The organism is Pedobacter deserti (genome assembly GCF_024436415.1).
GTDB lineage: Bacteria > Bacteroidota > Bacteroidia > Sphingobacteriales > Sphingobacteriaceae > Pedobacter > Pedobacter faecalis.
Genome location: NZ_JAFMZQ010000001.1, coordinates 13,449 through 40,444, shown reverse-complemented (window position 1 = coordinate 40,444; position 26,996 = coordinate 13,449). Strand labels below are relative to the sequence as shown.

Sequence of the window (26,996 nt, the reverse complement as noted above, 5' to 3'; positions counted from 1 at the left end):
TAGACGGGCAAACCGGGTTAGGCCCGGCAGAATGCCCGCTAACTATAAACAGATGAACAGAAGAGTTGTTTAGAAACCGGCATTGTATTTATACCTGTTTCAGTCCCCGTATTACTTCGCGGCAACCGGCTGCGGTACCTTCACATAATACCCCGTTCCATCGTATTTTCTTTTACGCGGATTCGTGGTACATGCTTCCGAACAGCATCCCTGCAAGGCCTCGCCGCACTCATCACATTGCGTAATGTGCTCGTTGCATTCCGGGTTGGCGCAGTTGATCATCTTAGGCGTAGTTTTGCCGCAGTTATAGCATGTAGAAACCACCTTTGGGTTCACCGTATTTACGTCTACCGCCACGCGGTTGTCAAACACATAGCATTTGCCTTCAAAATCCTCTCCGCCAACTTCCTTCCCATACTTAATGATGCCGCCGTGCAACTGGTACACATCTTTAAACCCATGGTGAAGCAGCAGGGCAGAAGCTTTTTCGCATTTAATACCGCCGGTGCAATAGGTCAGCACCTTTTTGTCCTTATACTGCGCCAGCTCATTGATCTTAGCCGGAAAATCCCTGAAGTTCTCAATATCCAGCGTAACCGCATTCTTAAACCGGCCCAGATTGTGCTCATAATTCGAACGCACATCCAGCACCACAACATCGTCGCGGTCTATCATATCCCGAAACTCGGCAGGTTCCAGATGTTTGCCCGTTTGTTTATTCGGGTCAATAATGTTCGGGTCGCGCAGGCCCGAATGCACAATCTCCGCCTTATAACGGCAGTGCATTTTGATAAAGGAAGGCTCGGGCACATCGTCTATCTTGAAATCTGTTTTCGCAAATCGCTCATCGGCCTTAATGGCGCTCATGTACGCCTCACAAGCCTCCCGCGTACCCGAAACGGTACCGTTCAGCCCCTCGTCGGCCACAATAATACGGCCTGTAAGGTTTAATGATTTACAAAAAGCAAGATGGTCCGCGGCGAACTGCTCCGCCTCTGCTATAGGCGTATAGCAGTAGTAAAGTAAAGTCTGATAAGTGGTCATAAATCCATTGATACCGCTGCAAACGGCGTTTAATGCGCTGCAAATATAAAAAAAATCGCAATCCTATTTTTAAATACTATTTTTAGGCAACACAACTGTAACCAGATAGACCATGAACACCAAACTCTTTTCTTTATGCCTTGCTGCGTCCATGCCCATCCTAATGAGGCATGCAGTGGCTCAAACCAATCCGAAACCTGCGGAAAAAACAGCATTTCAAACCGGCAGTGCATGGCGACCAGAAATTGACGTGCGGTCGGACATTGCCATTGTGTATGGGGCGGGCGACCGCCGGGGAATGACTTTCGAAGAGCGTGTTAAATCGTGGCGCGACCGCGGCTATCAGACGCATTTTATGACAGGCATAGCCTGGGGCGGTTATCAGGACTACTTCCTCGGTAAATGGGATGGCAAGAACCATCAGGACATTGGGCAGGTAGAACGCAACGGCGAAATCATCTGGCACGATAAGGATGTGGTGCCTTACATCGTACCTGTGGCCTCCTATATCGACTATATGAAAACTGCGGTTGTAAAAAAGGTGATCGATGCCGGCATCACGGCAATTCATCTCGAGGAGCCTGAGTTTTGGGCAAGGGCCGGATACAGTGAGGTTTTCAAGCAGGAATGGAAAAAGTTTTATGGCTTCGACTGGCGCCCGCAGCATGAATCACCCGAGAACACCTATCTCTCGCAAAAGCTCAAGTACCAGCTTTATTATAATGCGATTAAAGAAGTATCCGAATATGCCAAGTCCTACGGCAAAAGTAAAGGGCTCGACGTCAAAGTATATATTCCCACACACTCGCTGGTCAACTACGCCTCCTGGCGAATCGTCAGTCCCGAAGCCAGTCTGGCTTCATTAAAGAGTATAGATGGGTATATTGCACAGGTGTGGACCGGCACTTCGCGTGAACCGAACTTTTATAAAGGCAAGGTCAGGGAGCGCGTGTTTGAAAACGCTTTCCTGGAATATGGATCTATGGTGTCCATGACCGCGCCAACCGGGCGTAAAGTGTTTTTCCTGACCGATCCGATTGAAGACAGGCCGAAGGACTGGTTAGACTATAAACTGAACTACCAGGCCACCTTCACCGCCAAGCTGCTATATCCTATGGTCGCCGACTATGAGGTGATGCCATGGCCTGAGCGCATTTATACCCGCCCGTACCGGCTGGCCAACAGCGAGGAGGAAGTGCTGATCCCGAAATACTATTCTACCCAGATGCAGGTGATGGTCAACGCGCTAAACCACATGCCTTTGTCGGCCAACCGTGTCAACGGCACCAATGCCATCGGTGTACTGATGGGCAACAGCCTCATGTTCCAGCAGTTTCCCGAACACGCCGGGTACAGCGATCCGCGCTTCTCTAATTTTTACGGACAAACCTTGCCGCTGCTCAAAAACGGAGTGCCGGTACAAACCGTACATATGGAAAACCTGGCCTTCAGGAACACACTTAAAGACATCAAAGTGCTTATCATGAGCTATGCCAACATGAAGCCCGATGCTGCGGCGGCACATGAACATTTAGCCGAATGGGTTAAAGCGGGTGGTGTACTCGTGTACTGCGGTCGCGATAACGACCCCTACCAAAGCGTCATGGAATGGTGGAATACCAAGGGCAATGCTTTCAAGGCGCCGTCCGACCACCTCTTTAAGCTGCTCGGCATTCAGCCTGCACAGACCGGCGCTGCGGCAGACAACCACAATAACGCCCAGTATTTCAAAGCAGGTAAAGGAGCGGTGTACGTGATTAGAAAGAACCCTAAGGAATTTGCTATGGAAGCCAATGGCGATGCAGTCTTTCTGAACACTGTGAAGCAGGCATTTGAACAGGAAGCCAGGGCCGGTAAACTGGACTTTAAAAACAACCTTTTTCTGCAAAGAGGGCCCTATGATATCGTTGCCGTCATGGATGAAAGTGTGAACACGGAGCCTCATACCGTCAAAGGACTCGTCATCGATCTTTTCGATCCAGAGCTTCCTGTGCTAACCGAAAAGGTAGTGAAACCCGGCGAGCAAGCGTTTCTATACAATCTGAACAGAGTCGCGGATAAGAACAAGCCCCAGGTACTGGCTGCTGCGGCACGTGTGTACAATGAGGAGACAGGAAACAAGACCTATAGCTTCACCTGTAAGAGTCCGGCCAACACCATCAACAGCATGCGAGTATTGTTGCCGGCCGAGCCACGTAGCGTAAAGGTTACCAATGCCTCAGGCGCGGAACTTTCCGGTGCAAAACATAACTGGCATGCGGCTTCCCGTACATTGCATCTGGGGTTCGATAATAGTCCGGAGGGTATTAACGTCACGCTTCTATGGTAACAAGGTCAGTGCGAAGTTGAATCTTTGAACTAAATAAAACTTTATTATTTTTGAGTTTGAATTAATGCTTTCAACAATGACTTACCAGCCGGGCCTGCATATCCTCTCGGAGTTTACTAGCAAAAAGGAAGAATATCTCTTAAAACATGTCGCATGCAAGCAACGCTTTGATGAACTGATCGATGCGTATGGACTGGTTAAGGTCGGGGAGGTGTACCATGACTTCCCGGGCGGAGGGTTTACCGCAGTGGTCTGCCTGTCCGAATCACATATGTCTATTCACACCTGGCCGGAGTTTGGGAGAGCGACCTTCGACGTGTTTCTCTCCAATTACAGACGTGATAATTCCGAAAAGGTCAGGATAATCTACGAAGCGGTGCTTCTTTTTTTTGAAGGACATGAGTATGGAAAGTCAGAATTGATACGATAATATGGCCAGCCTCTCACTCTCTTCTTTTCCAGTGCCCGAAACCTTCGAATGCCCAACGTGCCGGGCAACAATCACGCTATACGATCCGCAAGGCAGCGAATACTGCGCCTGTGGGTCATGCGCCGCCTACATCAGGTTTTCAGGTGAGACGCCCGAAGTGATATACAAAGCCAGAAAGAAGGCGCAAACGCCTTTAATACCCATCGGAAGCGAAGGTGTCTTAAAAGGTTACCGGTTTAAGGTGATTGCCTACATAGAAAAACGTGAAAACGATCCCCTCTATAGATGGCGCGAATATATCCTTTACCATTATGAGAAGGGCTATGCTTTCCTTTCTGAGTTCGACGGCCATTGGAATCTCATCTTAGGAGCCAACTTTCAACCTGAGTTGGAAAGCATGGTTCAGTCCGGAAAAACGCTCTCTTATCAGGGCGGCTCAACGCAGTATAAGCTCTTCCATAAGTACACACCTGCAATTATCGCCATGATCGGCGAATTTGACTGGGACATTCGGGGCGAAAAAATACATATATCTGAATTTATATCTCCACCCTTCGTCATATCCCAGGAAACGGAAAAGGGACTTCATGGTAAGACGCAGTACTATAATGGGGAGTATACAGAGCCTCAGGTTATAGCTGAGGCGTTCAAATTGGATATTAATGATTTTCCAAGCAAAGAGGGCGTCGTCTCCAACCAGCCATCCAAAGGATATGAAAGCTGGTCGTGGACAATAAAGATCGCGCTTATCGCGGCGATGTTCATTTTTGTATCGGAATTTTTGATTAGCTCGTTAAGGCCTGAACGTACGCTCCTTGATAAAACATACTATCTCATGGCCGATAGTGTAAAGCCGGTTAATGAGTTCAACCCGTTCGTGACTTCTTCTTTCGAGATTCATGGCTCATCCGCACTTGAAATGGAGGTCAGTTCCATGCTAGATAATAACTGGCTTGAAGCGACCATCGTGTTGGTCAACGAGGCCAGCAATCAATCCTGGGAGGTGACCAAAGGCATAGAGTTCTATCAGGGTTATGAAGGCGGTGAGCACTGGTCGGAGGGTAGCCGGGTGGCAGCAATGATGATTTCGGAGATACCCGAAGGTAAGTACCATCTCAACGTTTATGCCGCAGGCGGGGATATACGGAATGGTGCTGTCGATATTCGTGTTACCGCAAACCCCGTCATGTGGCGGAATATATTCGTTGCCGTACTGCTGATCAGTATCGTTCCTATCACCAATCTTATACGCGCTTACTACTTTGAAAAGCGGCGCTGGTCTAACAGTAATTACTCACCTTTTAGCCAGGGATAATGAAGTTGACTATAAAATACATTTACATTGTTTTCATCGCCATGGTTGTGGTATCCTATGTCTACGCCTCCTATGTGGGGCGGGCGGCCTGGCAGGAAAATCTCCGGCGAAACAGCGAACCCAGCAGCGTCCGGACATATGGACACGGAAACAGGTTTCATCATAAATAATTATAAAATATGAGCTTATACGAATTAATTAACATCAAATATGTAGTAGCCTCAGTGCTGTACTCATTCCTTGGTATCTTTATCCTGCTTATTTCATTCTGGATCATTGAAAAGATCACCCCTGAGAATCTCTGGAAAGAAATTCTTGAGAAGCGGAATATGGCACTGGCTGTTGTTTTTGCAGCGTTTATTATAGCGATAGCGATGATTGTAAGCTCATCTATCCATGGATAGCCAGGTTAACAATGAGTAATAAACTACCCATATTATTACTGCTGTCCGTATTCGTTGTTGCCACCTGCGGACTCATCTATGAGTTAATCGCCGGTACACTGGCCAGTTACCTGCTGGGAGATTCCGTTACCCAGTTTTCCATCATCATCGGGCTTTATCTTTTTTCCATGGGCATCGGATCATGGATGTCCAGGTATTTCGAGAAGAATATCCTATTCTGGTTTATCCAGATTGAAATTTTGGTAGGTCTGGTTGGCGGCGTCAGTTCCAGCATCCTTTACCTGGTTTTTGAGAGTGCGGCCTCCTTCCGAATTATCCTGTACAGCCTCGTGGGTATTACCGGAATACTTGTAGGGCTCGAGATACCACTGCTTATGCGAATTCTCAAAGACCGGTATGAATTTAAAGACCTGGTTTCCCGCGTTTTTACTTTCGATTACATTGGAGCGCTGCTTGCATCCATTATTTTTCCGCTGCTGCTTATACCATATCTCGGACTGGTGAAAACATCATTTCTCTTTGGCATGCTGAATGTAGGCGTCGCCTTACTGGTATGTTTTGCATTTCAGAAAGAGATAAGCCGACCGGGTTATCTTAAAACCGCATCTGTGGTTTCTCTGCTTGCGTTGCTGGCGGGTTTTGTAATGGCTGCGCAGATAACCAGTTATGCAGAGAGTCTGAGCTATAACGACACCATTATTTATTCAAAAAGCACTTCTTATCAGCGTATTGTACTCACTAAACGCGGTAAAGTTTTAAAACTTTACCTGAATGGAAATCTTCAGTTCAGTGCCGACGACGAGTACCGCTATCATGAGGCGCTTGTTCACCCCGGACTGGCAGCCTTACCGCAGGCGAGGCATGTTCTGGTAATGGGCGGAGGCGACGGACTGGCCGTGCGTGAAATACTTAAGTATCCCAACGTGGAAGATATCACCCTCGTAGATCTCGATCCCGGCATGACATCCTTGTTTCGGTCAAATTTGATGCTCACTGAACTGAACCAGTCATCGCTGTTGTCGCCCCGCGTTACCGTAGTCAATGGTGATGCGTTTACCTGGATCAGATCAGCCGCAAAAAAATATGATTTTATAGTCGTCGACTTCCCAGATCCTTCCAACTACGCCGTAGGTAAATTATACACCAACACTTTCTACAGGGAGCTCCGTAACGTGGCTGCACCGAACGCGGCGGTTGTAGTGCAGTCAACCTCGCCCTACGTAGCCCCGAAATCATTCTGGTGCATCGACGAGACCCTGCGGTCCGTTGGTTTTTTTACTGTTCCATATCATAACTACGTTCCTTCTTTCGGCGAATGGGGATACATTCTTGCCACCATGCAGCCAGCATATAGGCTACCCTCAGCGTTTCCCCCAAATCTGCGGTTTGTGTCGACTTCTACACTTGCACAGATGATGCATTTTCCTGATGACATGAAAAAAGTGCAAACGGATGTAAATAAATTGAACAACCAGGCCCTTGTCAAATATTTTGAAGAAGAATGGGGCGCCGTTACCTATCAGTAAAATGAGGGAGCCGATCAGCAGAAAAAGATTCTTGATGCAAGCCGCCCTGGCTGTTGGCGCGGTAATGCTCAACGGCTGCATGGGCAAGATCACAGGACAGACACAAAAATATAAGCATATTTCCGGAGGCTTGGGCGGGCCCGATGCCCGTGCGGGTCACATGCTCCGGGACAAGTCGCCGTTGCCCCCCGCCACAGGAAGTCAGGAGGTCGATGTCCTCGTAGTTGGAGCGGGCGTATCCGGTCTTTCCGCAGGGCGCTGGCTCCAGAAGCAGGGGATGTCAAACTTTGTAATCCTGGAACTTGAAGATCACGTTGGCGGCAATGCCCATCATCAGCAGAACCGTGTTTCTCGTTATCCCCTCGGCGCGCACTACATCACCATTGCCAATAATGACGATCAAGAACTGCTGCAATTTCTGGAAGAGTCGGGTGTTATCACCGGCTATCAGAACGGTCTGCCTTTATATAACGAATTTTACCTTTGTTTCGATCCTGAAGAGCGGTTGCTTATTAACGGGCAATGGCAGGATGGACTGATTCCGCGCTTCGGTGTGAATCCAGGCGATACCTTAGAGATAAATAAGTTTTTAAATCTGGCCGACCAGCTTCGGGATGCACGGGGATCAGACGGCAAATATGCATTTTATATACCGGTAGACCAGTCGTCTGATGATCCGGCCTTTCGTAAGCTCGATACCATTTCCTTTGCAGATTATCTCAAACGGGAAGGCTACCAATCGCCGTATCTTCTGTGGTACCTCGAGTATTGCTGTAAAGACGACTACGGTCTTACCTTGGATCATATATCTGCTTGGGCCGGGCTGAATTACTTTTCGGGTCACAAGGGCCGCGCGGCCAATGCCGATCAGGGAGCTGTACTCACCTGGCCGGAGGGAAACGGCTGGCTGATCCGTAAACTACGTGAAAAGCTTGATAAGCATATCAAAACGTCGTTTATGACCCACAAGATAAGCTTCGGGACTGATGGCAAGGTGCAAGCCCTCGTGTATGACCTTAAAACAGCCAGCACGGTCAACATAATAGCTGATCAAGTCATCATGGCAACGCCGCAGTTTGTAAATAACCGTATTCTCGAAGGAATATCCCGGCCCTTCGATGCGGCTAAGATCACCTATGCACCCTGGATGGTCGCCAACATTACTGTTCAGGATCTGCCATCCGGTCCGCCGTCGTGGGACAATGTGCCGTTTGGTAAGCCCTCCGTCGGCTATGTATACGCCGGACATCAGCAGCCCGGTATGTCTGCCGGACCAAAGGTGCTGACGTTTTATCTGCCCTTATGCAAGCAAAGTCCACGCGTAGCCCGCCTTGCGGCATACGCGCGGACATACGAGCAGTGGCTGGACATAATTATACCGGAAATGGAATACATGCACCCCGGTATTACTCGCTTGATAATGCGGATAGATGTTTGGGTGTGGGGCCATGGTATGGTGAGTCCGACCACGGGCTACATCTGGGGAGAAGATCGCCGGAAAGCAAGGCAGCATATTGGCGGAAAAGTTTTTTTTGGTCACACCGACCTGAGCGGGATTTCCTTGTTTGAGGAGGGATTTCATCAGGGAATACGCGCAGCGAAGGAGCTGTTGGCTACACGAAATGCCTAAGCAGCCATGGCTCAACTCGCCGTTGTCCGACAGTATCTTTATATTGTCGCCACCCTTTTTGTCGCTGCTTATTGTAAGCCTTATGCCAGCAAAATTTCAAAACGCGGCAGGTATGCCGGTGCTTTATTGGGTAATCCTGGTGGTGTTTATCGACGTGGCTCATGTTTATTCAACACTATACCGCACTTACTTTAACCCCGCTGGCATGGGCACCAGGCGAAACCTGCTCCTTACCGTTCCTTTGGCTTGCTATGTTATGGCTGTGCTGCTTTATCATGCAAATGATATGTGGTTTTGGCGGATTCTCGCCTACCTTGCGGTCTTTCACTTTGTACGCCAGCAGTATGGCATCATGCGCCTTTATTCCAGAAAGGAAAACAATGGAATGTTCTTTGAGGCGGTCGACAAGGTGGCAATTTATACAGCCACCCTTTATCCGCTGCTTTATTGGCATCTGTCGGCCGACCGCAACTTCAACTGGTTTATCGCCGGCGACTTCCTGTATTTCAACTCCGCCCCATTGCGGGAAATCTCTTTTGTCTTATATCTTGCGGTCATCCTGATTTATTTTTTAAAGGAGGGCCTCATTATCTTTCGGTATTCGGAAATCAATATTCCCCGAAATCTTGTCATAGCAGGAACTTTTCTTTCCTGGTACTTTGGTATCGTCTATTTTAATGGCGATATGGCCTTTACAATGCTCAACGTAATATCTCATGGAATTCCCTACATGGCGCTTATATGGTTTTTTGAGAAACAAAAAGTCAGGCCCCGCTCAGAATCGGGCCCTTTACAGAACGCGACCTCCACACGGTACGGCTTACTGTTCTTTATCGGCTCAATTATTTTATTCGCTTATTTAGAGGAAGGTTTGTGGGACGGATTTGTTTGGCGGGAAAACGCATCGGTATTCGGGATATTTTCCTTTCTTCCCGCTATACATGAAAAGGATGTGCTGGCACTGCTTGTTCCCCTTCTGGCCCTGCCGCAAATGACACACTATGTTCTAGACGGCTTTATTTGGAAAAAATCCAGAGCTACGAAAGCAGTAACTCCGCCAGTCGCGGAACACCAACGGTCGCCGGAGCTTCAATCTTGATATAGTCGCCGCTAATGTAAGGTACTTTGCGGTCGACCACATATTTAGGGATATCATAAGGCACATAGTCGGTAAGTCCCGCTGCCGGGTACACCGCCAGTGATGTGCCGATCACAGCAAAAACGTCGGCCTCGGCGCATAGTTCCGCTGCAGGCAGGAGGTTAGGGACGTTTTCGCTAAACCAAACGACATGCGGGCGCAAGGGCTTGCCGTATTCACACAGGTCGGTCATCTTAATTTCCCAGCCATCAATAGGGTAAGTCAGGCTGGCATCGGCGTCCGACTGCGACATGGTGATGAGTCCGTGAAGATGCAATACATTTTTTGAGCCCGCGCGCTCGTGCAGGTCGTCAATATTCTGTGTAATAATCTGTACCTCAAAATGCTCCTGCATTGCGGCCAGGGCCAGATGCGCGGCATTCGGTTGCGCCTCCAGCACCGATTTGCGCCGCTCGTTATAAAAACGCTGTACCAGTTCCGGATTTCGCCTCCAGCCTTCGGGCGTAGCTACTTCTTCAATGTCGTAGCCTTCCCACAGCCCGTCAGAGTCTCTGAACGTTTTTAATCCGCTTTCTGCGCTGATGCCAGCGCCCGTTAATACTACCAGTTTCTTCATCTTACCCGAATGTAGGAATTTCATTGCATTTACCACAGTGCTCTCCTTGTTCGGGATAAGCACGGCAATTTTATATCGTAACTATTTATAAAGCTTCTTATATCAGGAGAATTGATTTATGATTGGCTGGGGTTTGGGAGGGGTTTGATATACCCCAGGGGGTATTCCAAACCCCTCCCAAACATAACGCAATGGTCATGTAGGTCGGAGGTTTTATTGTTGATTATCAAAAGAATATTTTTAATTTTCCCGAACATGTACTTGGCCAGTTAAAGGCTTTTTGGTTATATTTACCAAAAATCCCCAGTATTGTGGGAAATTAACAATCTATTAAAAAAACCATGGGTATTATTAAAAATGGCCTCCACGGGGAGGTAACCGGGAAGGTAGGCAATTTGGTCTACTATACCCGGAAGGGAAAAAATATTGCACGGACAATAGGGGTGAATTTAAATCCGCCGACGGAAAAGCAGTTGGCATCGCGACAGCAGGTAGAGCTAATGAGTCCGCTCCTGAGCAAACTGCTTCCGTTTATTAACGTGGGCTTTGCGCCGGAGATTGTAGGGAAAGATTTAAATTGTTTTAATGAAGCGATGAGCTACAACCGCAGGAATGCCCTTCAGGGAGATTATCCGAATGCTACGGTCGCTTACGATCGGCTGAGGGTCAGTCAGGGTACGCTTTTACCTGCGCAGGATCCGGCAGTGATGCAGGTGTCTGCCGGACTGGAATTCAGCTGGGCCGCAGATACAGAACTCTCCTGGGAGCGCAGTTCGGACCAGGTCATGATGCTGGCGTACTTTCCTGAAACAGAGGGTAGCTATCTCAGTTTGTTCGGGAACAGGCGTGAAGCGGGCAGAGATCTGCTGGTGATTCCGGATGCACTTCAGGGAAGCTATATGGAAGTGTATATATCGTTCGTATCGGCCGACCGTAAGGCGACGGCCAATAGCACGTATCTGGGTAACTTTAATCTGTAAGCACATGGCTATTGTAAATAATGGATTGCTCGGCACTTTTTTTAAAAAGGCTGGAGTGGTGATCGGTCGCCGTGGCAAGCGCAGAAATGTTATGACCGGGCTTCATAAGCGGAGTAAAGCGAAACCCACCGAAATACAGCTTGAGCAACAGGAACGTTTCGCGGAATTAGGCCGTTTTCTTCATAGGAATGCCGATCTGGTTGCGGCGGGTTTTAAGTCGGCCGCCAAGGGCAAAGAGATAATAGGCACGGCGTTTTCTTACAACTACCCGCGGGTTTTCAAGGAAGACTATCTGGATTATACACGGCTGGTTTACAGTCGCGGACCGGTGTCCATACCCTGCGGGGTGCAGGTTACGGCGCTGGCCGATGAGGGTACCGGTCATATGCGCAAGCTCAGGTTTACCTGGGCAGCGCAGCCGCAGTCGCCCAACTGCCAGTATGCCGACCGGGGTACTTTCCTGATTTATTCTCCGGAAAGGAATGCAGGAGTCAGCAGTGTTCATGTGGTAAACCGTCGTGCCTGTGCTTGCGACGTGCTGGTGCCACGGTACCTTGCGGGCTTTACCCTGCATTGTTACATGAACTTTGATTCCGCGGACGGTGGAAGGACGGGCGACACGGTATATGCCGGTGCTTTGATTTTATAATACGGGCTTTAATTGTTTATTTTAGGCCATTAAACTCCAGCTCGTATGATGTCTTTCCGTATTTCCTCCTTGCCGTGCCTGTGCGTGGCCATAGTGATGTTGTTTTCGCTGTCTCCGATAAGCCTGCTTGCTCAACTTAAAAAAGGCGAGGCGGAGCAGTTCGCCGCGGCCGAGCTGGAGAAGCAGCGGGCGCTTCAGAAGGTGCATCTGGCATCTGTGTGGCAACAGAAGGTGGCACGCAATGGGGAATATACCCTTAAGTTTCAGTACCGGGTATTGGGCGAGAAGCCTGCGGATGGGCGGAGCCTTTATATCTCGATGCATGGGGGTGGGGGCACTACCGCTGCAGCCAATGATCAGCAGTGGAAGAATCAAATTGGGCTGTATACCCCGAAAGAGGGTATCTATCTGGCACCAAGGGCACCTACAGATACCTGGAACCTGTGGCATCAGGAGCATATAGACACCCTGTTTACGGAAGTGATTAAGGCGGCGATGCTAATGGAGGACGTAAATCCGAATAAGATTTATATTACGGGTTATTCGGCGGGGGGCGACGGCACTTTTCAGCTTGCCCCTCGCTTAGCGCCCTACTGGGCTGCTGCAGCCATGATGGCGGGTCACCCCGGCGACGCTGCGGCCATTAATCTCCGCAACCTGCCTTTTGCCATCTACATGGGTGGTAAAGACGCGGCTTACAAGCGTAATGAGCTGGCCGCGGTATGGGGCAAAAAACTGGATAGCCTGGCTGCAGCCAATCCGGGAGATTTTATCCATGAGGTGGAGATTTATCCGGATATGCCGCATTGGATGAACAGAAAGGATACAGTTGCCATGCCATGGCTGGCTTCTTTCCGCAGAAAAACTTTGCCTTCGCGGGTGTCCTGGCAGCAGGATGATGTGCTGCGCGATCAGTTTTACTGGCTGGGCGCACCACGCGGAAAGGGAAAAGCCGGCGCTCTGGCTACGGTTTCTGTTTCGGGGAATACGGTACAGATCGAACACAATACACACCCGGCTTTGCTGATCTACCTGAACGATGAACTGCTAAACCTCGATAAAAAGGTGAAAGTGACATATCAGGGAAAAACGCTGTTCAACAAGCGGGTAAAGCGCGATAAAAGGGTCATAACGCAGACGGCAGCAGCATTAGACCCCGACCGGGTGTTTTCTGCGGTGCTGCTGGTAGAGAATGGTCAAGTGCGACAGTGGTAACTCAGGGCAGATGTAACATTATTGCAGATCTGTTTGATGTGCAAGATTATTATTAAGTTTGCTGCGTTTATAAATCAACAAACTAACTGTTAAACATACAAATGACTACAAACTTTATGAAATCTGCCTGGGTAGGCGCAGCATTGCTGTTGGCCGCTGGTTCGGGCTTTGCGCAAGACAACCTGGTAAATTCGCTTAAAAACAACCAAAGCGAGGCCAGCAAAAACAGTTTTACTTTCACACCGGTAGTGAGCACCGAAGCGACTTCGGTAAAGAACCAGAAATCATCGGGTACCTGCTGGAGCTACAGCACCAACTCTTTCCTGGAGTCGGAAATGATCCGTATGGGTAAAAAGCCTGTGGATCTGGCCGACTTGTTCACGGCAAGAAACGCCTACATCGAAAAAGGGATGAATTATGTACGTATGCACGGCGCGCTTACTTTGGGCGACGGCGGTGCTTGTCACGACGTAATCAACATGTTTGCTAAATATGGTGCATTGCCACAGGAAGTATATAATGGTAATGATTATGGCAGCCCTGGCTCGTCCGACCGTATGAACAAGCTGACCAAGGCGATCCTGGAAAAGGCGGTTAACGCACCTGACGGTAAGTTTGACGCCACCTGGAAAGCAAGATATATCCGCACCATCGATTCTTGCATGGGTGCAGTTCCTGAGAAATTCACTTTTGAAGGTAAGGAGTATACGCCGCAGACTTTTGCGAAAGAGGTGGTAGGCATCAATCCGGCCGACTATGTGGAGCTTTCTTCTTTCAATACCTCGCCGTATTACACCAAGGCTGTTCTGATGGTTCCGGACAACTGGTCGTTCGATCAGGTATATAATGTACCTATGGACGATATCACTAAGATCATAGATAACGCATTGAAAGGCGGCTACACTGTAGCCTGGGCTACCGACGTAAGCGAGAAATATTTCAGCTGGAAAAACGGTATCGCTTTCGTTCCTGAAAAGGAAATCGAAAACATGAGCGGCGAGGAGCAGAAAAATCTGTTTAACGGGCCGAAGCCTGAAAGGGAAATCACCGTAGATATGCGCCAGGAAGCTTTTGATCAATATAAGACAACCGACGATCATGGTATGCAGATCACTGGTATTGCGAAAGATCAGAACGGTAAAGAGTACTATGTGGTGAAAAACTCGTGGGGTGCTACAAACGACTATAAGGGTTATTTGTACGTTACCAAGAACTTCGTGAAGTATAAGACCACAGCATTTCTACTGCATAAAAAAGGTATCCCTGCTGATATCAAAAAGAAACTAAGCATCTAAGGAGTACTCGGAGCTCGTATTAATAAGACGCAAAAAATCCCTTGTCTGACGGTAGGCAAGGGATTTTTTATTTTAAAGAGTTAGAAGCCGTACGAAAGCCTGAAGCCGTGGTCGACTTTCTTATTGCCGTCGTAAGCAAAGCCATAGGCCACACGCAGGATGAGTCGCTGCAAGCCAAAATAGAACTCAGTGTAGTTGCGTTTCACGGGCTGGGTGAGATAGCCGGCGCCGATAAATTCCTCAAGTTTAAGTTTGCGCAGGAATGGCATTTTATTGCTGAGCATTCCGCTGAAATTATGTTCGTAATGCAGTTCCGCATACTGCTGATCGGTGCTGTACAGGTAAAAATCGAGGAAAAGAAACTTGCGCAGATCGGGTTGTCCCAGTAAACTGTTGTTGCCCCTGAAATGCTTAAACTCGGGGTAGTAGATGGTGTTCCGGTTCAGGAACTTTCCTACGCCAACAACGAAAGAGGAATAGCCAAACATGCCTGTCCGGATGCGGTTTTGTGAAACCTCCAGCGCCAGCAGGTCGTACTCTACCTCGCTGTCCAATATGCCCTTAACCGCTTTGCGATAGTGGAGGTCGATAACGGGGTATCTAGCTGGTTGATAAAACTTCCCTTCGGGGCGGGTGATATAGGTCTGCCCGATCGTGTAACTTAAGGTAGCGCTTAGGTTAAAGGCGTTATATGTTGGAAAAAGCGGCGTTTCTGAGTCGGGCGTAAAAGGGTTGTTGGAGGTAAAGGTTTCCCCCTTCAGGTCCTTGATCTTAAAGCGTGTGGTATTCACCAGGTTGTAGTTTTCCGAGAAATCGGCCATTAAGGTTGCTTGAAAACCGTTAAACAATTCCCTGGTGGTCGACACATTCGCGAAGGCTTTTTTATAGAATTTAGAGAAGTTGGTCTCGAAGAACAGGGAGTTGATGCTGTTGCCAAACAGGCTCATGGAACCAAAGTTATTGAGGTCGTATATCCCGGTTCCCGCGCTCACACTTAAACTTGCACGCTTCTCGGGCTTGTAGTGGTAGGTAGCTGTGAGACTCCCGGTTAGGGTTTCGTTAGAAAAGCCATAGCGAAGCTCAGGCCGTAAAGTCAGATAGCGCCAGTCTTCCAACTGCTTGGTATACGTAACCCCATGCCGCAGCGTAACGCCCTCCACTGTATTATAGAAAATAGACTTGTAAAGCGGATCGAAACGGAGGGTAGACTCCTTCCGGCGGTTGCTGATGGTATGGCCGGCCACCACAAACTTAAGTGCATTGAATTTGTTGCCCGCCCGTTCTACAGAATCCAGATAGCGGTCGGAGTTGCGATATGCCGCAATGCTGTCTTTACGCCGGTAATCGGCCCGCTCTTCTGCGGTAAGCGGTATAGGCCGGGCCATGTTCCAGAAGGAGGAGTCTTTCTTGTTGACCGACTTGGTTACGCGAAGCAGCTCTCCATTGAAATACCCCTTGGGCAGTTCCGGGTCAATATCATAATTGCTGTACACTCCTATATAGTAGCCCTGGAACTGGAAGCCGAGTACATCGCCGCTGAATTGCAGGTTGATGCTGGAGGGCATATAGGTCTTGCCGCTCTGCAGAAACTGCTGAGAGATGTTGAGCGTGTCGAGCAGGTTTATTCCGGTGCTTTTTGTCAGATACACATCGGCGCTAAGCAAGTGGTAGGTTTCGTCGTGGATATAAACAACGCCCCTGAAAACCGGGTCGTGTTCACGCCTGGGGATGATTTGGATCTTATTGACCGTGGCACCATTTTCTGTGGTGGTACCCAACAATTTATAACGGTAATAGAGCATGGCATCCTCGGCTATGGGCGACACAAATCCTCTTGCGCTCAGGATGTTCTCCATCACCACATTCTCGTAGAAATTGACCATCAGGTCGGAAGCCTTGTTAAAGCTGAAAGCATTGTTCTGACCCGCAACCTTCGAGGAGATCATTTCTTCATGGATCTTGTTTGGTCGCTCAAAAGCCAGTTTGGAGGTCGACTCCGAAAGGTAGATAATGCCCTTGCGGTTGGTATCCAGGTCGAGCGTTTTCTGAATATCGCGGCCAAAGAACTTTTTTGGAGCGCCTACAAGCTTCTGGGCACCTTTAATGTAGACATCGGCCGTATAACTTTTAACCTCTGTCTTATGCTCCAGCCGTCTTCTGATGGCCTGCCTGATGATCCGGTAGGCGGGATCGCGACCATCGCTCCGTATGGTAACCCCCGCAAGACTGTAACTTTCTTCCTTCAGTACGGTGTTTTCGGTATGGTTGCCGCTCAGATTGAGCGCTTTTTCTACAGGCTTATAGCCTATGGCTTTGTAAACGATGGTGCTGGTTCCTGCAGGTATGGTAAAACTGTAATAGCCGTCGACATTAGCGGAGGTGCCTTTGGTCGTGTTCCGGATGTACACGGATGCAAAAGGTACGGGTTTCCCGGCGTCATCGGTGATGTATCCGCTAAGTTTAAATTGCTGGGCAAGCGCTCCGATGGTAATAAAAAAGCAAAAAAGTGCGGTACAGATGTGTTTCATTAACAAGGTAACAGTAATATTTGATTAAAGTTTGATGACGCTGCGCTGACAGTACCACCTAAAGGTATAATTTCATAACTTTGCCGCCAACAAAAAACAACTTATTATGTACAAAACTTTACAGCCTGCACTGCAACAGGAACTTGAACAAATAGAAAAAGACGGTCTATATAAGCGCGAGCGTATTATTGTAACCCCTCAGGGCGCCGATATCAAGGTCAGTACCGGTCAGGAAGTCGTAAATTTTTGTGCAAATAATTATCTGGGACTTTCATCACACCCGGCTGTGATCGAGGCCGCCAAGAAGGCGATCGATCAATATGGATACGGTATGTCGTCCGTGCGGTTCATCTGCGGTACGCAGGATGTGCATAAGGAGCTTGAGGCTAAGCTTTCGGAGTTTCTCGGTACAGAAGATACGATTTTGTATGCTGCGGCATTCGACGCAAACGGCGGGGTATTTGAACCTTTGTTTGGCGATCAGGACGCGATCATTTCTGATGAACTGAACCACGCGTCGATCATCGACGGTGTGCGTCTGTGCAAAGCAAAGCGTTTCCGCTACAAGAATGCGGACATGGCCGACCTGGAGCAGCAGCTGATCGCAGCGAAAGATGCGCGTCACCGCATTATCGTTACCGATGGTGCTTTTTCGATGGACGGTGTTATTGCACCGTTGGATAAGATCTGCGACCTGGCCGACAAATATGAGGCGCTGGTCATGATCGATGAGTCGCATTGTACAGGTTTTATTGGCAAGACTGGTCGCGGTACCCACGAGCATTTCAACGTGATGGACCGGGTAGATATCATCACCGGTACGCTGGGTAAGGCATTGGGTGGTGCCTCAGGCGGTTTCACATCGGGAAAAAAGGAAATTATTGATATGCTCAGGCAGCGGTCACGGCCGTACCTGTTCTCCAACACCCTGGCTCCAGCCATTGCGGGTGCTTCTGTGGCGGTGCTCGACCTGCTGAGCGAGACGACTGATCTGCGCGATAAGCTGGAACGCAATACACAATATTTCCGCGAAAACATGAAAGCTGCTGGTTTCGATATTAAAGAGGGTGTTCACCCGATTGTTCCCGTGATGCTTTATGATGCCAAACTGGCGCAGGAGTTTGCCGCAAAGATGCTGGAAGAGGGCATTTATGTCATCGGTTTTTACTATCCGGTAGTTGGGCAGGGCAAGGCCCGGATCAGGGTGCAGCTTTCTGCAGCGCATGAGCAGCATCACCTGGATAAGGCTATTGCTGCCTTTACCAAGGTTGGTAAGGCTTTAGGCGTGATATAGGATTGTAAAAGCGTATATTTGACCCCATGTTGCAAGATAAGATAACACAATATACTTCGGAGGTTTCGGCCTTTACGACGAACAATGCAGACGAACTGGAGCAGTTCCGGATCAGGTTTTTGGGAACGAAAGGGATCATTAAGGATTTGTTCGATGCGTTTAAAGCGGTTTCACCCGAAGAAAAGCGTACACTTGGTAAGGTCTTAAATGAGTTTAAACAGCTTGCCGAGGCTAAGTATGCGGAACTTAAAGACAGCAGCAGCGCGGTGGATACCGGGAAGTCGGCCGACATGGACCTGACACTGCCCGGAGAGGGTTTCGAACTGGGTACGCGACACCCGCTGGCCCTGGTACGCCGGGAGATCGTGGAGATCTTTAACAAGCTTGGGTTTGTGGTGGCCGAAGGGCCGGAGATCGAAGACGACTGGCATAACTTCTCTGCGTTGAACTTTCCGGAGGAGCATCCGGCGCGCGACATGCAGGATACGTTCTTTATCCGCAAAGCGAAGCCGGGAGAAGACGATGGCAAGGGGGATATCGCCTTGCGTACGCATACCTCATCTGTGCAGGTGCGTATGATGGAATCGGGCAAGCCACCTTTCCGCGCTATTATGCCTGGGCGGGTATATCGCAACGAGGCTATTTCAGCCAGGGCACATTGCTTTTTCCATCAGGTGGAGGGGCTGTATGTAGACGAAAACGTGTCGTTCGCTGATCTGAAACAGACCTTGTTCTATTTCGTTCAGGAGTTGTACGGTGAAGGTACCAAGGTACGTTTCCGCCCTTCTTATTTTCCTTTTACGGAACCTTCTGCGGAGATGGATATATCCTGTACAATCTGCAAAGGCGATGGCTGTCAGATGTGCAAGCAAAGCGGCTGGGTAGAGATATTGGGCTGCGGGATGGTTGATCCCAACGTGCTGGAAAACTGCGGTATAGACAGCAATAAATACAGCGGTTTTGCTTTTGGCATGGGTATAGAACGTATCGCGAACCTGAAGTTTGAGATTAAGGATCTGCGCTTGTTCTCTGAGAACGATGTGCGTTTCCTTAAGCAATATAAATCGGCTTTAATTTGATGAACCGGGCATGGGGTATGGTTTTCTTAGGTCTGGCGCTGCTGTGCAGTTGCGGAAAGGCAGAAAACTATATTCCGGAGGTTCCGGTAAATTTCAATATTACCATACAGGAGTTTAACCTGAAAAAGGTGAATAATGTGGTGCTGGTGCCTAATCAGGGCGTAAAGGGGCTGATGATCGTAGCGATCGGCGGGGAGTATGTGGCGTTCGACCGCTGCAGTTCTGTGAACCCGCAGGAGGGCTGCCAGGTGTCGCCCGACGAAAGCGGCGTGACGGCTACCGACCCATGTACAGGGGCTAAGTTTTTGCTGACGGACGGCAGTCCGCAAAAGGCACCAGCCGTTAAATATTTAAAAAAATACAGAACCGTGCTGCTGGGCGGACAGATGATAAACGTGCGTAACTGATGGAACCGGATAAAATTAAAGAAAGTATTATCAGGGCTGCGAAAGAGCTTTTCAGGAAATACGGTTATCATAAAACCAGTGTCAACGAAATTGCACGGAAGGCGCGTATAGCCAAGGCAACGATGTATAAGTACTTCGAAAGCAAAGTGCAGATCCTGGATGCCATTTTGATGAACTATCTTGACCTGAACCTGCGGGAGATTTTGCAGAACAAGGTGCAGTTTGCCAATGAGGAAGAGCATCTGAAGGCATTGGTGATGAAGACCTGCCGGCTGACCTATACGGTGTGCAATGAGTTTATTGGCTGGGACTTTGTGCGGGAGAATGCCAACTCGCAGGAGTTTCTGAAACATCTTTCCGACCAGTTGGAGTCGCTTCTCCTTTCGGCTTATCTTGAACTTGACCATTTTAAACATAATCCTTCGAGAAAAGAGGGGCTCGCTTTCTTGCTCAAGGCAAGCAAAAGCATCGTGTTCTCCTTCGCCTTTACCTCGGTGAGCGATGCCGACGTGCGTAAGAATTTCGTGAGCTTTCAGAAGGAGATGCTGCCCTTCCTGGTCAAGGCCGCGCTCTAGTTTATTTTTATTTCATAATTGCTCCGTTGTTTTGGCTAAATTTGCCGGATAATGAGTAGAAACAGAAAATCGGGAACGGTAACCATCATTCCCAATCTTAGCATTATTGATATTGCGGAAGAAGGTAAGGGTGTGGCAAAGGCTGATGAACTGGTGGTTTTCGTGGAACGGGCTGTTCCCGGCGATGTGGTTGATGTACGGCTGACGAAAAAGAAAAAGAATTTTGCCGAGGGTGTTATAGAGCGGTTGGCAAAAGCCTCTGATCTGCGTATGCCTGCCTTCTGTTTGCATTTTGGTACCTGCGGGGGCTGCAAATGGCAGCACATGGGTTATGATGCGCAGCTGAAGTTTAAGCAGAAAAATGTGGAGGCTGCCTTGCAGCGTCTGGGTAAAATAGATACTTCGGCGATGGAGCCCATATTGGGTTCGGCGCAGAATACCTATTACCGCAACAAGCTGGAGTATACATTCTCTAATAAGCGCTGGCTTGACAAACAGGATATGACAGAGCGCACCGAAGGTTATGATGGTCCGACTCCTGAATTGGAGATGAATGCCCTGGGTTTTCACGTGCCGCTACGCTTTGATAAGATTCTGGATATTCAGCATTGCTATCTGCAGGCAGAGCCCTCAAATGATATCAGGAATGCGGTGCGCGATTATGCGCTGGCGCATAAACTTAGTTTTTATGACCTCCGCAATCATGAGGGCAACCTGCGTAACCTGATTATCCGTACTTCGTCCACAGGTGAAATTATGGTGGCCGTGGTGTTTGCCTATGTGGAGCAGGAACAGATCGAGGCACTGATGGCTTTTCTTCAGGCGCGTTTCCCTGAAATCACTTCGCTGCTGTATATCGTCAATCAGAAAAGAAATGATACGATCTTCGATCAGGAGGTGATTACCTATGCGGGGCGTGACTATATTTTTGAGGAGATGGACGGACTTCGATTTAAGATAGGGCCGAAGTCTTTTTACCAGACCAACTCTGAGCAGGCTTTTGAATTGTACAAAATCACGAAGGAGTTTGCCGGCTTTAAAGGCGACGAGCTGGTATACGATCTGTATACCGGCGCCGGAACGATAGCCAACTTTGTGGCACGCAGTGTGCGGCAGGTAGTGGGTATTGAGTATGTGCCAACAGCCATTGAGGATGCGAAGTTCAATTCCGAACTGAACGGCATCGGCAATACCTTGTTTTATGCAGGCGATATGAAAGACATCCTGACGCGCGATTTTATTGCGCAGCATGGTAGGCCTGATGTGGTGATCACGGATCCGCCGAGGGCGGGCATGCATGCTGATGTGGTGGAGCGCCTGCTGGAGATGGAGGCCGAGCGGATTGTGTATGTGAGTTGTAATGCGGCTACCCAGGCGAGAGACCTGGCCTTGCTGACGGGGAAATATGAGGTGCTGCGGATTAAGCCGGTAGATATGTTCCCGCATACGCAGCATGTAGAAAATGTGGTGTTGCTTCGTTTAAAGGGAGCAGCGGTAAATGGTTAAGACATGGATTTAGAAGAATTACTTCCGCAGCAGCCGGAACAGAACAAGCCGGAGGCTAAGCCGGTGAGTCCCTTGGTAAGCCTGGAAAAGGATCTGGAGTTTTATGCTCCTTCCATCCGCGAAGTGGCTGTCGATATTATGGTTGAAGGCATATCTGCACAGCCGATCTTTATTGCGCACCAGCATACCGTGAGTATTGGTGAGGTGATCCTGGACCGCACGGAACTGAATACAGGCTGGACCATACAGGCTTCTACTTTTGAGGAGTTTGTAGAGAAGGGCATTATTGCGGCCGAAAAAAAAGCGTTGTTTTTGAAGAACTATAAGGATCCAAAGGCTTTTATGTGTGTTTTTGTGATCGTACCTGAGGGTGCAAACTTTATCTTTTATCCTTATAAAACGAAATAAAGGCTGAGGCCCCTCAATTCGTTGCCGGGGTGTTTGATAATACTGCCGAAAATCGTTCTTTTGTATTGCGCATAAACGTAAAAAGCATGGCAGATTCTCAATTACTGATTCTTAATAAAACGCAGATACAGCAAAAAATTAACCGCATTGCTTATCAGATCCTGGAAGATAACCTGGAGGAGGAAGAAGTAGTGCTTGCGGGTATCTGGGAACGCGGGTACAAGCTGGCACAGCGCCTGCAAAAGGTACTTTCTGAGATATCTTCTTTAAAAATTACTTTGCTGAAAATTGATCTGGACCGGTACAACAGTAAGCTTGTAGCGGCGACCGACCTGGATGAAACGCAATGGAAGGACAAGGTCATTATCCTGGTGGATGATGTGCTGAACAGCGGCAAGACGCTGGCCTATGGCTTAGGTGTTTTTCTGAATACGCCTCATAAGAAGATCCGCACGGTAGTGCTGGTAGACCGTAGCCATAAAATATTTCCTATTGCTACCGATTACGTTGGCCTGCAATTGGCTACTGTACTTAAAGAACATGTGGATGTGGTTATGGATGTGGAAGGCGAGGAGGATAGAGTGTATCTGAGTTGATCCTTTTCCTATATATCGCATTATTATTCCTCGTGCTGAGATTCTCAGTAACGCTATTTAATTTTTTGTCGAACCCCAGACTAGGCTATTACGGCCGGCACTTTACCGACCATGTGCTTATCGTGATACGTAATTATGGTTCGTCTGCCTCGCCGGAAAAGCTGCTGGCTTCAATCCGTGAGCAGGACTATCAGCATATAGAGGTAGTGGTGCGCAATGCTCCGGATGAGCAGGTGGAGCCGCAAACGCGGGCCGGCTATACGCTTACCCTCGACGCAGATATCCTGATTCAGAAAGGCTTGATCAACAACATGCTGTACCGCATGAAATTGTTCGGTTTAGGTTCTCTGTCCTTAGTTCCCCGCCGGTCGTTAAGGCGTTGGCGCGACTACTTATATGATCCGTTAAGTGATTTTATGCTGCTCAATCTCTTCCCGCTTCGTTTGGCCAGGTACGTAAGGCTACCTATTTCGCCGGGTCTGGAACGCAGTGTGGTCATGACCAGCAGTAAGGGCGAGCGCTCGGAAGTACTCCTCGCAAATAAGTTCGCATACTCAGCCCCGCTTGCCGATGCTGGGAAGCAAGGGGAGCGGATGTATGGTTTTCTGAGTCATAATATGCTTGCAGCGCTTATCTATGTGGTGCTGCTCATTGGCGGACCGGTGGCGTTGGGCCTGGTATCGGATCTTAACTTGCTGGCCTTGCCGTTCGGATTGATCTTCCTCAGCAGGATCATGGTGTCGTTTATGACCAGGCAGAACCCGCTGCTCAATCTGGTGCTGCATCCTTTGCAGATGCTTTTGCTTGCAGGGCGACTGCTTCGTCGTATTTATGTAGATATCCGCAGGTTATGATGCTGTATTCAATGATATCAAACTCTTTTTCTTTATTTTTGTAGTTAGCATCAGCTGATTTGCACATGAAATACGATTTGACGGTTACCATTGATAAAGGTTCAGGTTTCTGCTTCGGGGTGGTTTATGCTATTGATATGGCAGAGGATATCCTGGATCATGAAGATCATTTGTATTGCCTGGGCGATATCGTGCACAACGATGAGGAGGTAAAGCGTCTGACCGACAAGGGTTTGCGGATCATTGATCATGATAAGTTGAAAGAGCTTCGCCGGGAAAAGGTGCTGATAAGGGCGCATGGGGAGGCTCCGGATACGTACAGGCTGGCCCTGGAAAATGAGCTTACGCTGATTGATGCGTCTTGTCCGGTAGTGCTTAAACTTCAGAACCGGATCAAAAACTCCCATGATGAGGAGGAGCAGATCCTTATTTTTGGCAAGCACGGGCATGCCGAAGTGATCGGTCTGCAGGGTCAGACAGACGGAAAGGCCATTGTTTTCCAGGATATCGCTGAACTTGACCAAATGGAGTTGCCTCAGCGGTTTACACTTTATAGCCAGACCACCAAGAGCACGGATAAATTCTACCAGATCAAAGAGGAATTGCAGAACCGGGGATATGATGTGAAGGCCAATGATACGATATGCAGACAGGTGTCTAACCGTTATTCGGATCTGGAGAAGTTTGTGGTGAACTATGATAAGATCATATTCGTGTCCGGAAAGAAGTCTTCCAATGGCAAGGTGCTTTTCGACGTTTGCAAAAAATACAATCCCAATACTTATTTCATCTCGAATAGGGAAGAAATAGATATGTCCTGGTTCAATCCGCATGACAAAGTGGGTATCTGCGGGGCTACTTCCACACCGATGTGGCTCATGGAGGAGGTAAAAACTTACCTGCTCGATCATTAAAAAGTAATTATTGTTTTAACACAGCTTCTTATAGCCTTTAAAATTTAAATTCGCACGCAATTATGGGAAAAAAGGGTGTTTTGTTGGTGAACCTGGGAACTCCGGACAGTCCGGAAGTGAGTGACGTGCGTAAATACCTCGACCAGTTTTTGATGGACGGTCGGGTTATTGATATCAACGCCTTTAAAAGGACGCTGCTTGTAAAGGGCATTATCGTTCCTTTCAGAAGTCCGAAAACAGCCAAACTTTACCGGGAGATATGGGACGAGAACGGTTCTCCGCTTCTTTATTACAGTAAAATACAGGCCGATCTGGTTCAGCAAAAGCTGGGCGATGAGTACCAGGTTGAACTCGCCATGCGGTACCAGAACCCTTCCATTGGCGCTGCGCTTGAAAAGCTGAGGGCTGGCCTGGTGGATAGTATTAAGGTTATTCCTTTGTTTCCACAATATGCTTCGGCAAGTACGGGATCAGTGATTCAGAATGTGATGGAGCAGGTGAGTGTGTGGCCAACGATACCGGAGATATCTTTCGTGAATTCTTTTTACGATAATAATCTGGTTATTGAGACCTTTGCCGACAACGCCCGAAAGTATCAGCCGGAAACTTACGACCATGTTTTGTTCAGTTTTCACGGACTCCCGGAACGTCAGTTGCTGAAATGCGATATCACCGGTTCGCACTGCCTGAAGAAAGAGGGCTGCTGCGATACGATCACCGAGGTGAATAAATTTTGCTACTCTGCTCAGGGTCACGCTACTGCCCGTCTGATTGCGGCTAAGCTGGGTATTCCGCGCAGCGGTTATACCGTCTGCTTCCAGTCGCGCTTGGGCAAGGAGCCCTGGGTTCAGCCTTATACCACCGATGTTTTAAAGCGACTGGCCGCTGAAGGCAAGAAACGCCTGCTGGTGTTTAGTCCCGCTTTTGTGGCCGACTGCCTCGAGACGATTTATGAGATCACTGTAGAATATCACGAAGAATTCAAGGCCCTGGGCGGAGAGCATGTGCAGCTTGTGGAGAGCCTGAACGACGATCCGCGCTTTGTGGATGCGCTGATCGGAATGGTTAAGGCTTGAGCAGCGTTTTCAGGTGACCGGTGATTTGTCTGGTTGAACCGGTATTATCTTCTACATAAGTTTTTGCTGTATCGCCGACTTCGGGTGTCTGAATAAAGTGTTCAAAGGCCAGTTTAAGGTCGTTTGCATCATGAATGCTTATGGCTGCCCCGGCCTTGATCAGGTCTTTTGCTTCCTGAAATTTCTGGTATTTAGGTCCGAATATTATTGGGAGACCGAAAGCTGCGGCTTCAAGCGTATTGTGAATACCAGCGCCAAAGCCCCCCCCGATATAGGCAATATTTCCATAGCGGTAGAGTGACGACAGCATACCGATGCTATCAATAATAAGCACTTGCGTGTCCAGTTTTTCCGCGACAGATTCTTCAGCTTGAAGCTGGGTAAAGGTTTTGCTGGCCGGAAACTGTTTTAACAGTCGCCCGATATTAGCCGCTCCTACCTCATGCGGCGCAATAATGAATTTCCATATGGGGTATGCCTGAACCAGTTCGAAGAGCAGGTTTTCATCGGCCTCCCAGGTGCTTCCGGCAACGAGTACAGGTTGCCCCATAGAGAAACGCGCTGCAAGAGGAATTTGCGCTGCCGTATCTGCAAGCTGAGCTACGCGATCAAATCGTGTGTCGCCGCTCAGCGTGAGATTGCTGACTTTGATGCGGCGAAGCAGAAAGGCGCTTTCCACGTTCTGAATAAAGAAATGCGAGACGAAACGCAGAATCTTCCGGTTGAATCCGCCGTACCACTTAAAGTATATTTGATTGGGCCGGAAGATGCACGATATCAGGATGAGTGGAATCTGCCGGGCGTGCAGTGCGCTGAAATAATGATACCAGAATTCATATTTGGTGAACACCGCGATTTCGGGGTTCACCAGTCTTACAAACTTCCGGGCGTTGGCCGCGGTATCGGCGGGAAGGTAGAACACGCCCTCCGCATTCGGGTAATTCTTTCGTACTTCGTATCCGGAGGGTGAAAAGAAGGTGATAACCACAGGCTTTTCAGGGTGTTGCTCCCTGAGCATTTCAAGTACCGGCCGTCCTTGCTCAAACTCGCCCAGCGAGGCGAAATGAAACCAGATGTGCTTAGTGCTGCCGTCTAAACGGCGTTCTATTTCAGGGAAGGTACGCTTTCTGCCCCGGGCAAGTAATCTGGCTTTTGGATGGAACAAAGAAAACAAGCGCAGGGCCAGGCTGTAAAGCTGAATGGAGATGTTATATAGCCAAAGCATTT

At 48.7% G+C, this 26,996-nt stretch carries 26 protein-coding genes; 22 read left to right on the top strand and 4 right to left on the bottom strand.

The window, feature by feature from the left end; all coding sequences use genetic code 11:
• Positions 1–111 precede the first annotated feature (111 nt).
• Positions 112–1,044, bottom strand: coding sequence for an oxygen-dependent tRNA uridine(34) hydroxylase TrhO (gene trhO / locus J3P40_RS00200; protein WP_256001833.1), 933 nt, complete (start codon positions 1,042–1,044; stop codon positions 112–114).
• A 112-nt stretch (positions 1,045–1,156) separates the two neighbouring features.
• On the opposite strand from trhO, the gene J3P40_RS00195 reads away from it, so the two are divergent.
• From J3P40_RS00195 to J3P40_RS00160, 8 genes are all read left to right on the top strand, one after another.
• Positions 1,157–3,373 (top strand): hypothetical protein, encoded by a 2,217-nt coding sequence (locus J3P40_RS00195; RefSeq protein ID WP_256001832.1) that lies wholly within the window; start codon positions 1,157–1,159, stop codon positions 3,371–3,373.
• A gap of 76 nt (positions 3,374–3,449) precedes the next feature.
• Entirely contained in the window at positions 3,450–3,803 is a 354-nt protein-coding gene (locus J3P40_RS00190; protein ID WP_256001831.1) for an S-adenosylmethionine decarboxylase family protein, read from the top strand.
• 1 nt (position 3,804) lies between these two features.
• A complete protein-coding gene (locus tag J3P40_RS00185; protein ID WP_256001830.1) occupies positions 3,805–5,118 on the top strand; it encodes a DUF4178 domain-containing protein in 1,314 nt (437 codons plus the stop codon).
• Entirely contained in the window at positions 5,118–5,288 is a 171-nt protein-coding gene (locus J3P40_RS00180; RefSeq protein ID WP_256001829.1) for a hypothetical protein, read from the top strand. The genes J3P40_RS00185 and J3P40_RS00180 overlap by 1 nt, the downstream gene beginning before the upstream one ends.
• A 9-nt stretch (positions 5,289–5,297) precedes the next feature.
• Entirely contained in the window at positions 5,298–5,522 is a 225-nt protein-coding gene (locus tag J3P40_RS00175) for a DUF350 domain-containing protein (protein WP_256001828.1), read from the top strand.
• A gap of 11 nt (positions 5,523–5,533) precedes the next feature.
• A complete protein-coding gene (locus J3P40_RS00170; protein WP_256001827.1) occupies positions 5,534–7,048 on the top strand; it encodes a polyamine aminopropyltransferase in 1,515 nt (504 codons plus the stop codon).
• Position 7,049: 1 nt separating this feature from the next.
• Complete coding sequence (locus J3P40_RS00165) at positions 7,050–8,678, top strand: FAD-dependent oxidoreductase (RefSeq protein ID WP_256001826.1); 1,629 nt, start codon at positions 7,050–7,052, stop codon at positions 8,676–8,678.
• Positions 8,671–9,777 (top strand): hypothetical protein, encoded by a 1,107-nt coding sequence (locus tag J3P40_RS00160; protein ID WP_256001825.1) that lies wholly within the window; start codon positions 8,671–8,673, stop codon positions 9,775–9,777. Before J3P40_RS00165 ends, J3P40_RS00160 begins: the two co-directional genes overlap by 8 nt.
• Here J3P40_RS00160 and J3P40_RS00155 read toward each other — a convergent pair.
• The gene (locus J3P40_RS00155) at positions 9,716–10,417 is read right to left on the bottom strand and encodes an SIR2 family NAD-dependent protein deacylase (protein ID WP_256001824.1); all 702 of its coding nucleotides are present in this window, start codon (positions 10,415–10,417) and stop codon (positions 9,716–9,718) included. The genes J3P40_RS00160 and J3P40_RS00155 overlap by 62 nt on opposite strands.
• Before the next feature lie 317 nt (positions 10,418–10,734).
• On the opposite strand from J3P40_RS00155, the gene J3P40_RS00150 reads away from it, so the two are divergent.
• From J3P40_RS00150 to J3P40_RS00135, 4 genes are all read left to right on the top strand, one after another.
• Positions 10,735–11,373: a DUF6266 family protein gene (locus tag J3P40_RS00150; protein ID WP_256001823.1), complete on the top strand. Its 639-nt coding sequence runs from the start codon at positions 10,735–10,737 to the stop codon at positions 11,371–11,373.
• A gap of 4 nt (positions 11,374–11,377) precedes the next feature.
• Positions 11,378–12,022, top strand: coding sequence for a DUF6266 family protein (locus tag J3P40_RS00145; protein WP_256001822.1), 645 nt, complete (start codon positions 11,378–11,380; stop codon positions 12,020–12,022).
• A 45-nt stretch (positions 12,023–12,067) separates the two neighbouring features.
• A complete protein-coding gene (locus J3P40_RS00140; protein WP_256001821.1) occupies positions 12,068–13,237 on the top strand; it encodes a dienelactone hydrolase family protein in 1,170 nt (389 codons plus the stop codon).
• 101 nt (positions 13,238–13,338) lie between these two features.
• Positions 13,339–14,532 carry a C1 family peptidase gene (locus J3P40_RS00135; protein WP_256001820.1) on the top strand — a complete coding sequence of 398 codons (1,194 nt, stop codon included), beginning with the start codon at positions 13,339–13,341 and terminating at the stop codon, positions 14,530–14,532.
• 80 nt (positions 14,533–14,612) lie between these two features.
• Here the strand turns inward: J3P40_RS00135 and J3P40_RS00130 are convergent, their stop codons facing one another.
• A complete protein-coding gene (locus J3P40_RS00130) occupies positions 14,613–17,060 on the bottom strand; it encodes a DUF5686 and carboxypeptidase regulatory-like domain-containing protein (RefSeq protein WP_256001819.1) in 2,448 nt (815 codons plus the stop codon).
• Between the two features lie 106 nt (positions 17,061–17,166).
• Between J3P40_RS00130 and kbl the strand changes: the two genes are divergently transcribed.
• From kbl to hemH, 10 genes are all read left to right on the top strand, one after another.
• Positions 17,167–18,354, top strand: a complete 1,188-nt coding sequence (gene kbl, locus J3P40_RS00125; RefSeq protein WP_256001818.1) for a glycine C-acetyltransferase — start codon at positions 17,167–17,169, stop codon at positions 18,352–18,354.
• Positions 18,355–18,380: 26 nt separating this feature from the next.
• Positions 18,381–19,433 carry a phenylalanine--tRNA ligase subunit alpha gene (pheS, locus tag J3P40_RS00120; RefSeq protein ID WP_256001817.1) on the top strand — a complete coding sequence of 351 codons (1,053 nt, stop codon included), beginning with the start codon at positions 18,381–18,383 and terminating at the stop codon, positions 19,431–19,433.
• On the top strand, positions 19,433–19,840 hold the full coding sequence (locus J3P40_RS00115) for a Rieske (2Fe-2S) protein (protein WP_256001816.1): 408 nt from the start codon (positions 19,433–19,435) through the stop codon (positions 19,838–19,840). The genes pheS and J3P40_RS00115 overlap by 1 nt, the downstream gene beginning before the upstream one ends.
• Positions 19,840–20,415 carry a TetR/AcrR family transcriptional regulator gene (locus tag J3P40_RS00110; RefSeq protein ID WP_256001815.1) on the top strand — a complete coding sequence of 192 codons (576 nt, stop codon included), beginning with the start codon at positions 19,840–19,842 and terminating at the stop codon, positions 20,413–20,415. The genes J3P40_RS00115 and J3P40_RS00110 overlap by 1 nt, the downstream gene beginning before the upstream one ends.
• Before the next feature lie 51 nt (positions 20,416–20,466).
• On the top strand, positions 20,467–21,921 hold the full coding sequence (gene rlmD, locus J3P40_RS00105) for a 23S rRNA (uracil(1939)-C(5))-methyltransferase RlmD (RefSeq protein ID WP_256001814.1): 1,455 nt from the start codon (positions 20,467–20,469) through the stop codon (positions 21,919–21,921).
• Positions 21,922–21,924: 3 nt separating this feature from the next.
• Positions 21,925–22,329, top strand: a complete 405-nt coding sequence (locus tag J3P40_RS00100) for a hypothetical protein (protein ID WP_256001813.1) — start codon at positions 21,925–21,927, stop codon at positions 22,327–22,329.
• Positions 22,330–22,415: 86 nt separating this feature from the next.
• On the top strand, positions 22,416–22,925 hold the full coding sequence (locus J3P40_RS00095) for a phosphoribosyltransferase family protein (RefSeq protein WP_256001812.1): 510 nt from the start codon (positions 22,416–22,418) through the stop codon (positions 22,923–22,925).
• 32 nt (positions 22,926–22,957) lie between these two features.
• Entirely contained in the window at positions 22,958–23,779 is an 822-nt protein-coding gene (locus tag J3P40_RS00090) for a hypothetical protein (protein WP_256001811.1), read from the top strand.
• Positions 23,780–23,844: 65 nt separating this feature from the next.
• A complete protein-coding gene (locus J3P40_RS00085) occupies positions 23,845–24,693 on the top strand; it encodes a 4-hydroxy-3-methylbut-2-enyl diphosphate reductase (protein ID WP_256001810.1) in 849 nt (282 codons plus the stop codon).
• 62 nt (positions 24,694–24,755) lie between these two features.
• On the top strand, positions 24,756–25,769 hold the full coding sequence (gene hemH, locus J3P40_RS00080) for a ferrochelatase (RefSeq protein WP_256001809.1): 1,014 nt from the start codon (positions 24,756–24,758) through the stop codon (positions 25,767–25,769).
• Here hemH and J3P40_RS00075 read toward each other — a convergent pair.
• Positions 25,759–26,994 carry a 3-deoxy-D-manno-octulosonic acid transferase gene (locus tag J3P40_RS00075; RefSeq protein WP_256001808.1) on the bottom strand — a complete coding sequence of 412 codons (1,236 nt, stop codon included), beginning with the start codon at positions 26,992–26,994 and terminating at the stop codon, positions 25,759–25,761. The genes hemH and J3P40_RS00075 overlap by 11 nt on opposite strands.
• Positions 26,995–26,996 lie beyond the last annotated feature (2 nt).

Coding starts and splice junctions, on each gene's coding strand:
- trhO (WP_256001833.1), bottom strand. CDS start 1,044: ATGACCACTTATCAGACTTTACTTTACTACTGCTATACGCCTATAGCA.
- J3P40_RS00195 (WP_256001832.1), top strand. CDS start 1,157: ATGAACACCAAACTCTTTTCTTTATGCCTTGCTGCGTCCATGCCCATC.
- J3P40_RS00190 (WP_256001831.1), top strand. CDS start 3,450: ATGACTTACCAGCCGGGCCTGCATATCCTCTCGGAGTTTACTAGCAAA.
- J3P40_RS00185 (WP_256001830.1), top strand. CDS start 3,805: ATGGCCAGCCTCTCACTCTCTTCTTTTCCAGTGCCCGAAACCTTCGAA.
- J3P40_RS00180 (WP_256001829.1), top strand. CDS start 5,118: ATGAAGTTGACTATAAAATACATTTACATTGTTTTCATCGCCATGGTT.
- J3P40_RS00175 (WP_256001828.1), top strand. CDS start 5,298: ATGAGCTTATACGAATTAATTAACATCAAATATGTAGTAGCCTCAGTG.
- J3P40_RS00170 (WP_256001827.1), top strand. CDS start 5,534: ATGAGTAATAAACTACCCATATTATTACTGCTGTCCGTATTCGTTGTT.
- J3P40_RS00165 (WP_256001826.1), top strand. CDS start 7,050: ATGAGGGAGCCGATCAGCAGAAAAAGATTCTTGATGCAAGCCGCCCTG.
- J3P40_RS00160 (WP_256001825.1), top strand. CDS start 8,671: ATGCCTAAGCAGCCATGGCTCAACTCGCCGTTGTCCGACAGTATCTTT.
- J3P40_RS00155 (WP_256001824.1), bottom strand. CDS start 10,417: ATGAAATTCCTACATTCGGGTAAGATGAAGAAACTGGTAGTATTAACG.
- J3P40_RS00150 (WP_256001823.1), top strand. CDS start 10,735: ATGGGTATTATTAAAAATGGCCTCCACGGGGAGGTAACCGGGAAGGTA.
- J3P40_RS00145 (WP_256001822.1), top strand. CDS start 11,378: ATGGCTATTGTAAATAATGGATTGCTCGGCACTTTTTTTAAAAAGGCT.
- J3P40_RS00140 (WP_256001821.1), top strand. CDS start 12,068: ATGATGTCTTTCCGTATTTCCTCCTTGCCGTGCCTGTGCGTGGCCATA.
- J3P40_RS00135 (WP_256001820.1), top strand. CDS start 13,339: ATGACTACAAACTTTATGAAATCTGCCTGGGTAGGCGCAGCATTGCTG.
- J3P40_RS00130 (WP_256001819.1), bottom strand. CDS start 17,060: ATGAAACACATCTGTACCGCACTTTTTTGCTTTTTTATTACCATCGGA.
- kbl (WP_256001818.1), top strand. CDS start 17,167: ATGTACAAAACTTTACAGCCTGCACTGCAACAGGAACTTGAACAAATA.
- pheS (WP_256001817.1), top strand. CDS start 18,381: ATGTTGCAAGATAAGATAACACAATATACTTCGGAGGTTTCGGCCTTT.
- J3P40_RS00115 (WP_256001816.1), top strand. CDS start 19,433: ATGAACCGGGCATGGGGTATGGTTTTCTTAGGTCTGGCGCTGCTGTGC.
- J3P40_RS00110 (WP_256001815.1), top strand. CDS start 19,840: ATGGAACCGGATAAAATTAAAGAAAGTATTATCAGGGCTGCGAAAGAG.
- rlmD (WP_256001814.1), top strand. CDS start 20,467: ATGAGTAGAAACAGAAAATCGGGAACGGTAACCATCATTCCCAATCTT.
- J3P40_RS00100 (WP_256001813.1), top strand. CDS start 21,925: ATGGATTTAGAAGAATTACTTCCGCAGCAGCCGGAACAGAACAAGCCG.
- J3P40_RS00095 (WP_256001812.1), top strand. CDS start 22,416: ATGGCAGATTCTCAATTACTGATTCTTAATAAAACGCAGATACAGCAA.
- J3P40_RS00085 (WP_256001810.1), top strand. CDS start 23,845: ATGAAATACGATTTGACGGTTACCATTGATAAAGGTTCAGGTTTCTGC.
- hemH (WP_256001809.1), top strand. CDS start 24,756: ATGGGAAAAAAGGGTGTTTTGTTGGTGAACCTGGGAACTCCGGACAGT.
- J3P40_RS00075 (WP_256001808.1), bottom strand. CDS start 26,994: ATGCTTTGGCTATATAACATCTCCATTCAGCTTTACAGCCTGGCCCTG.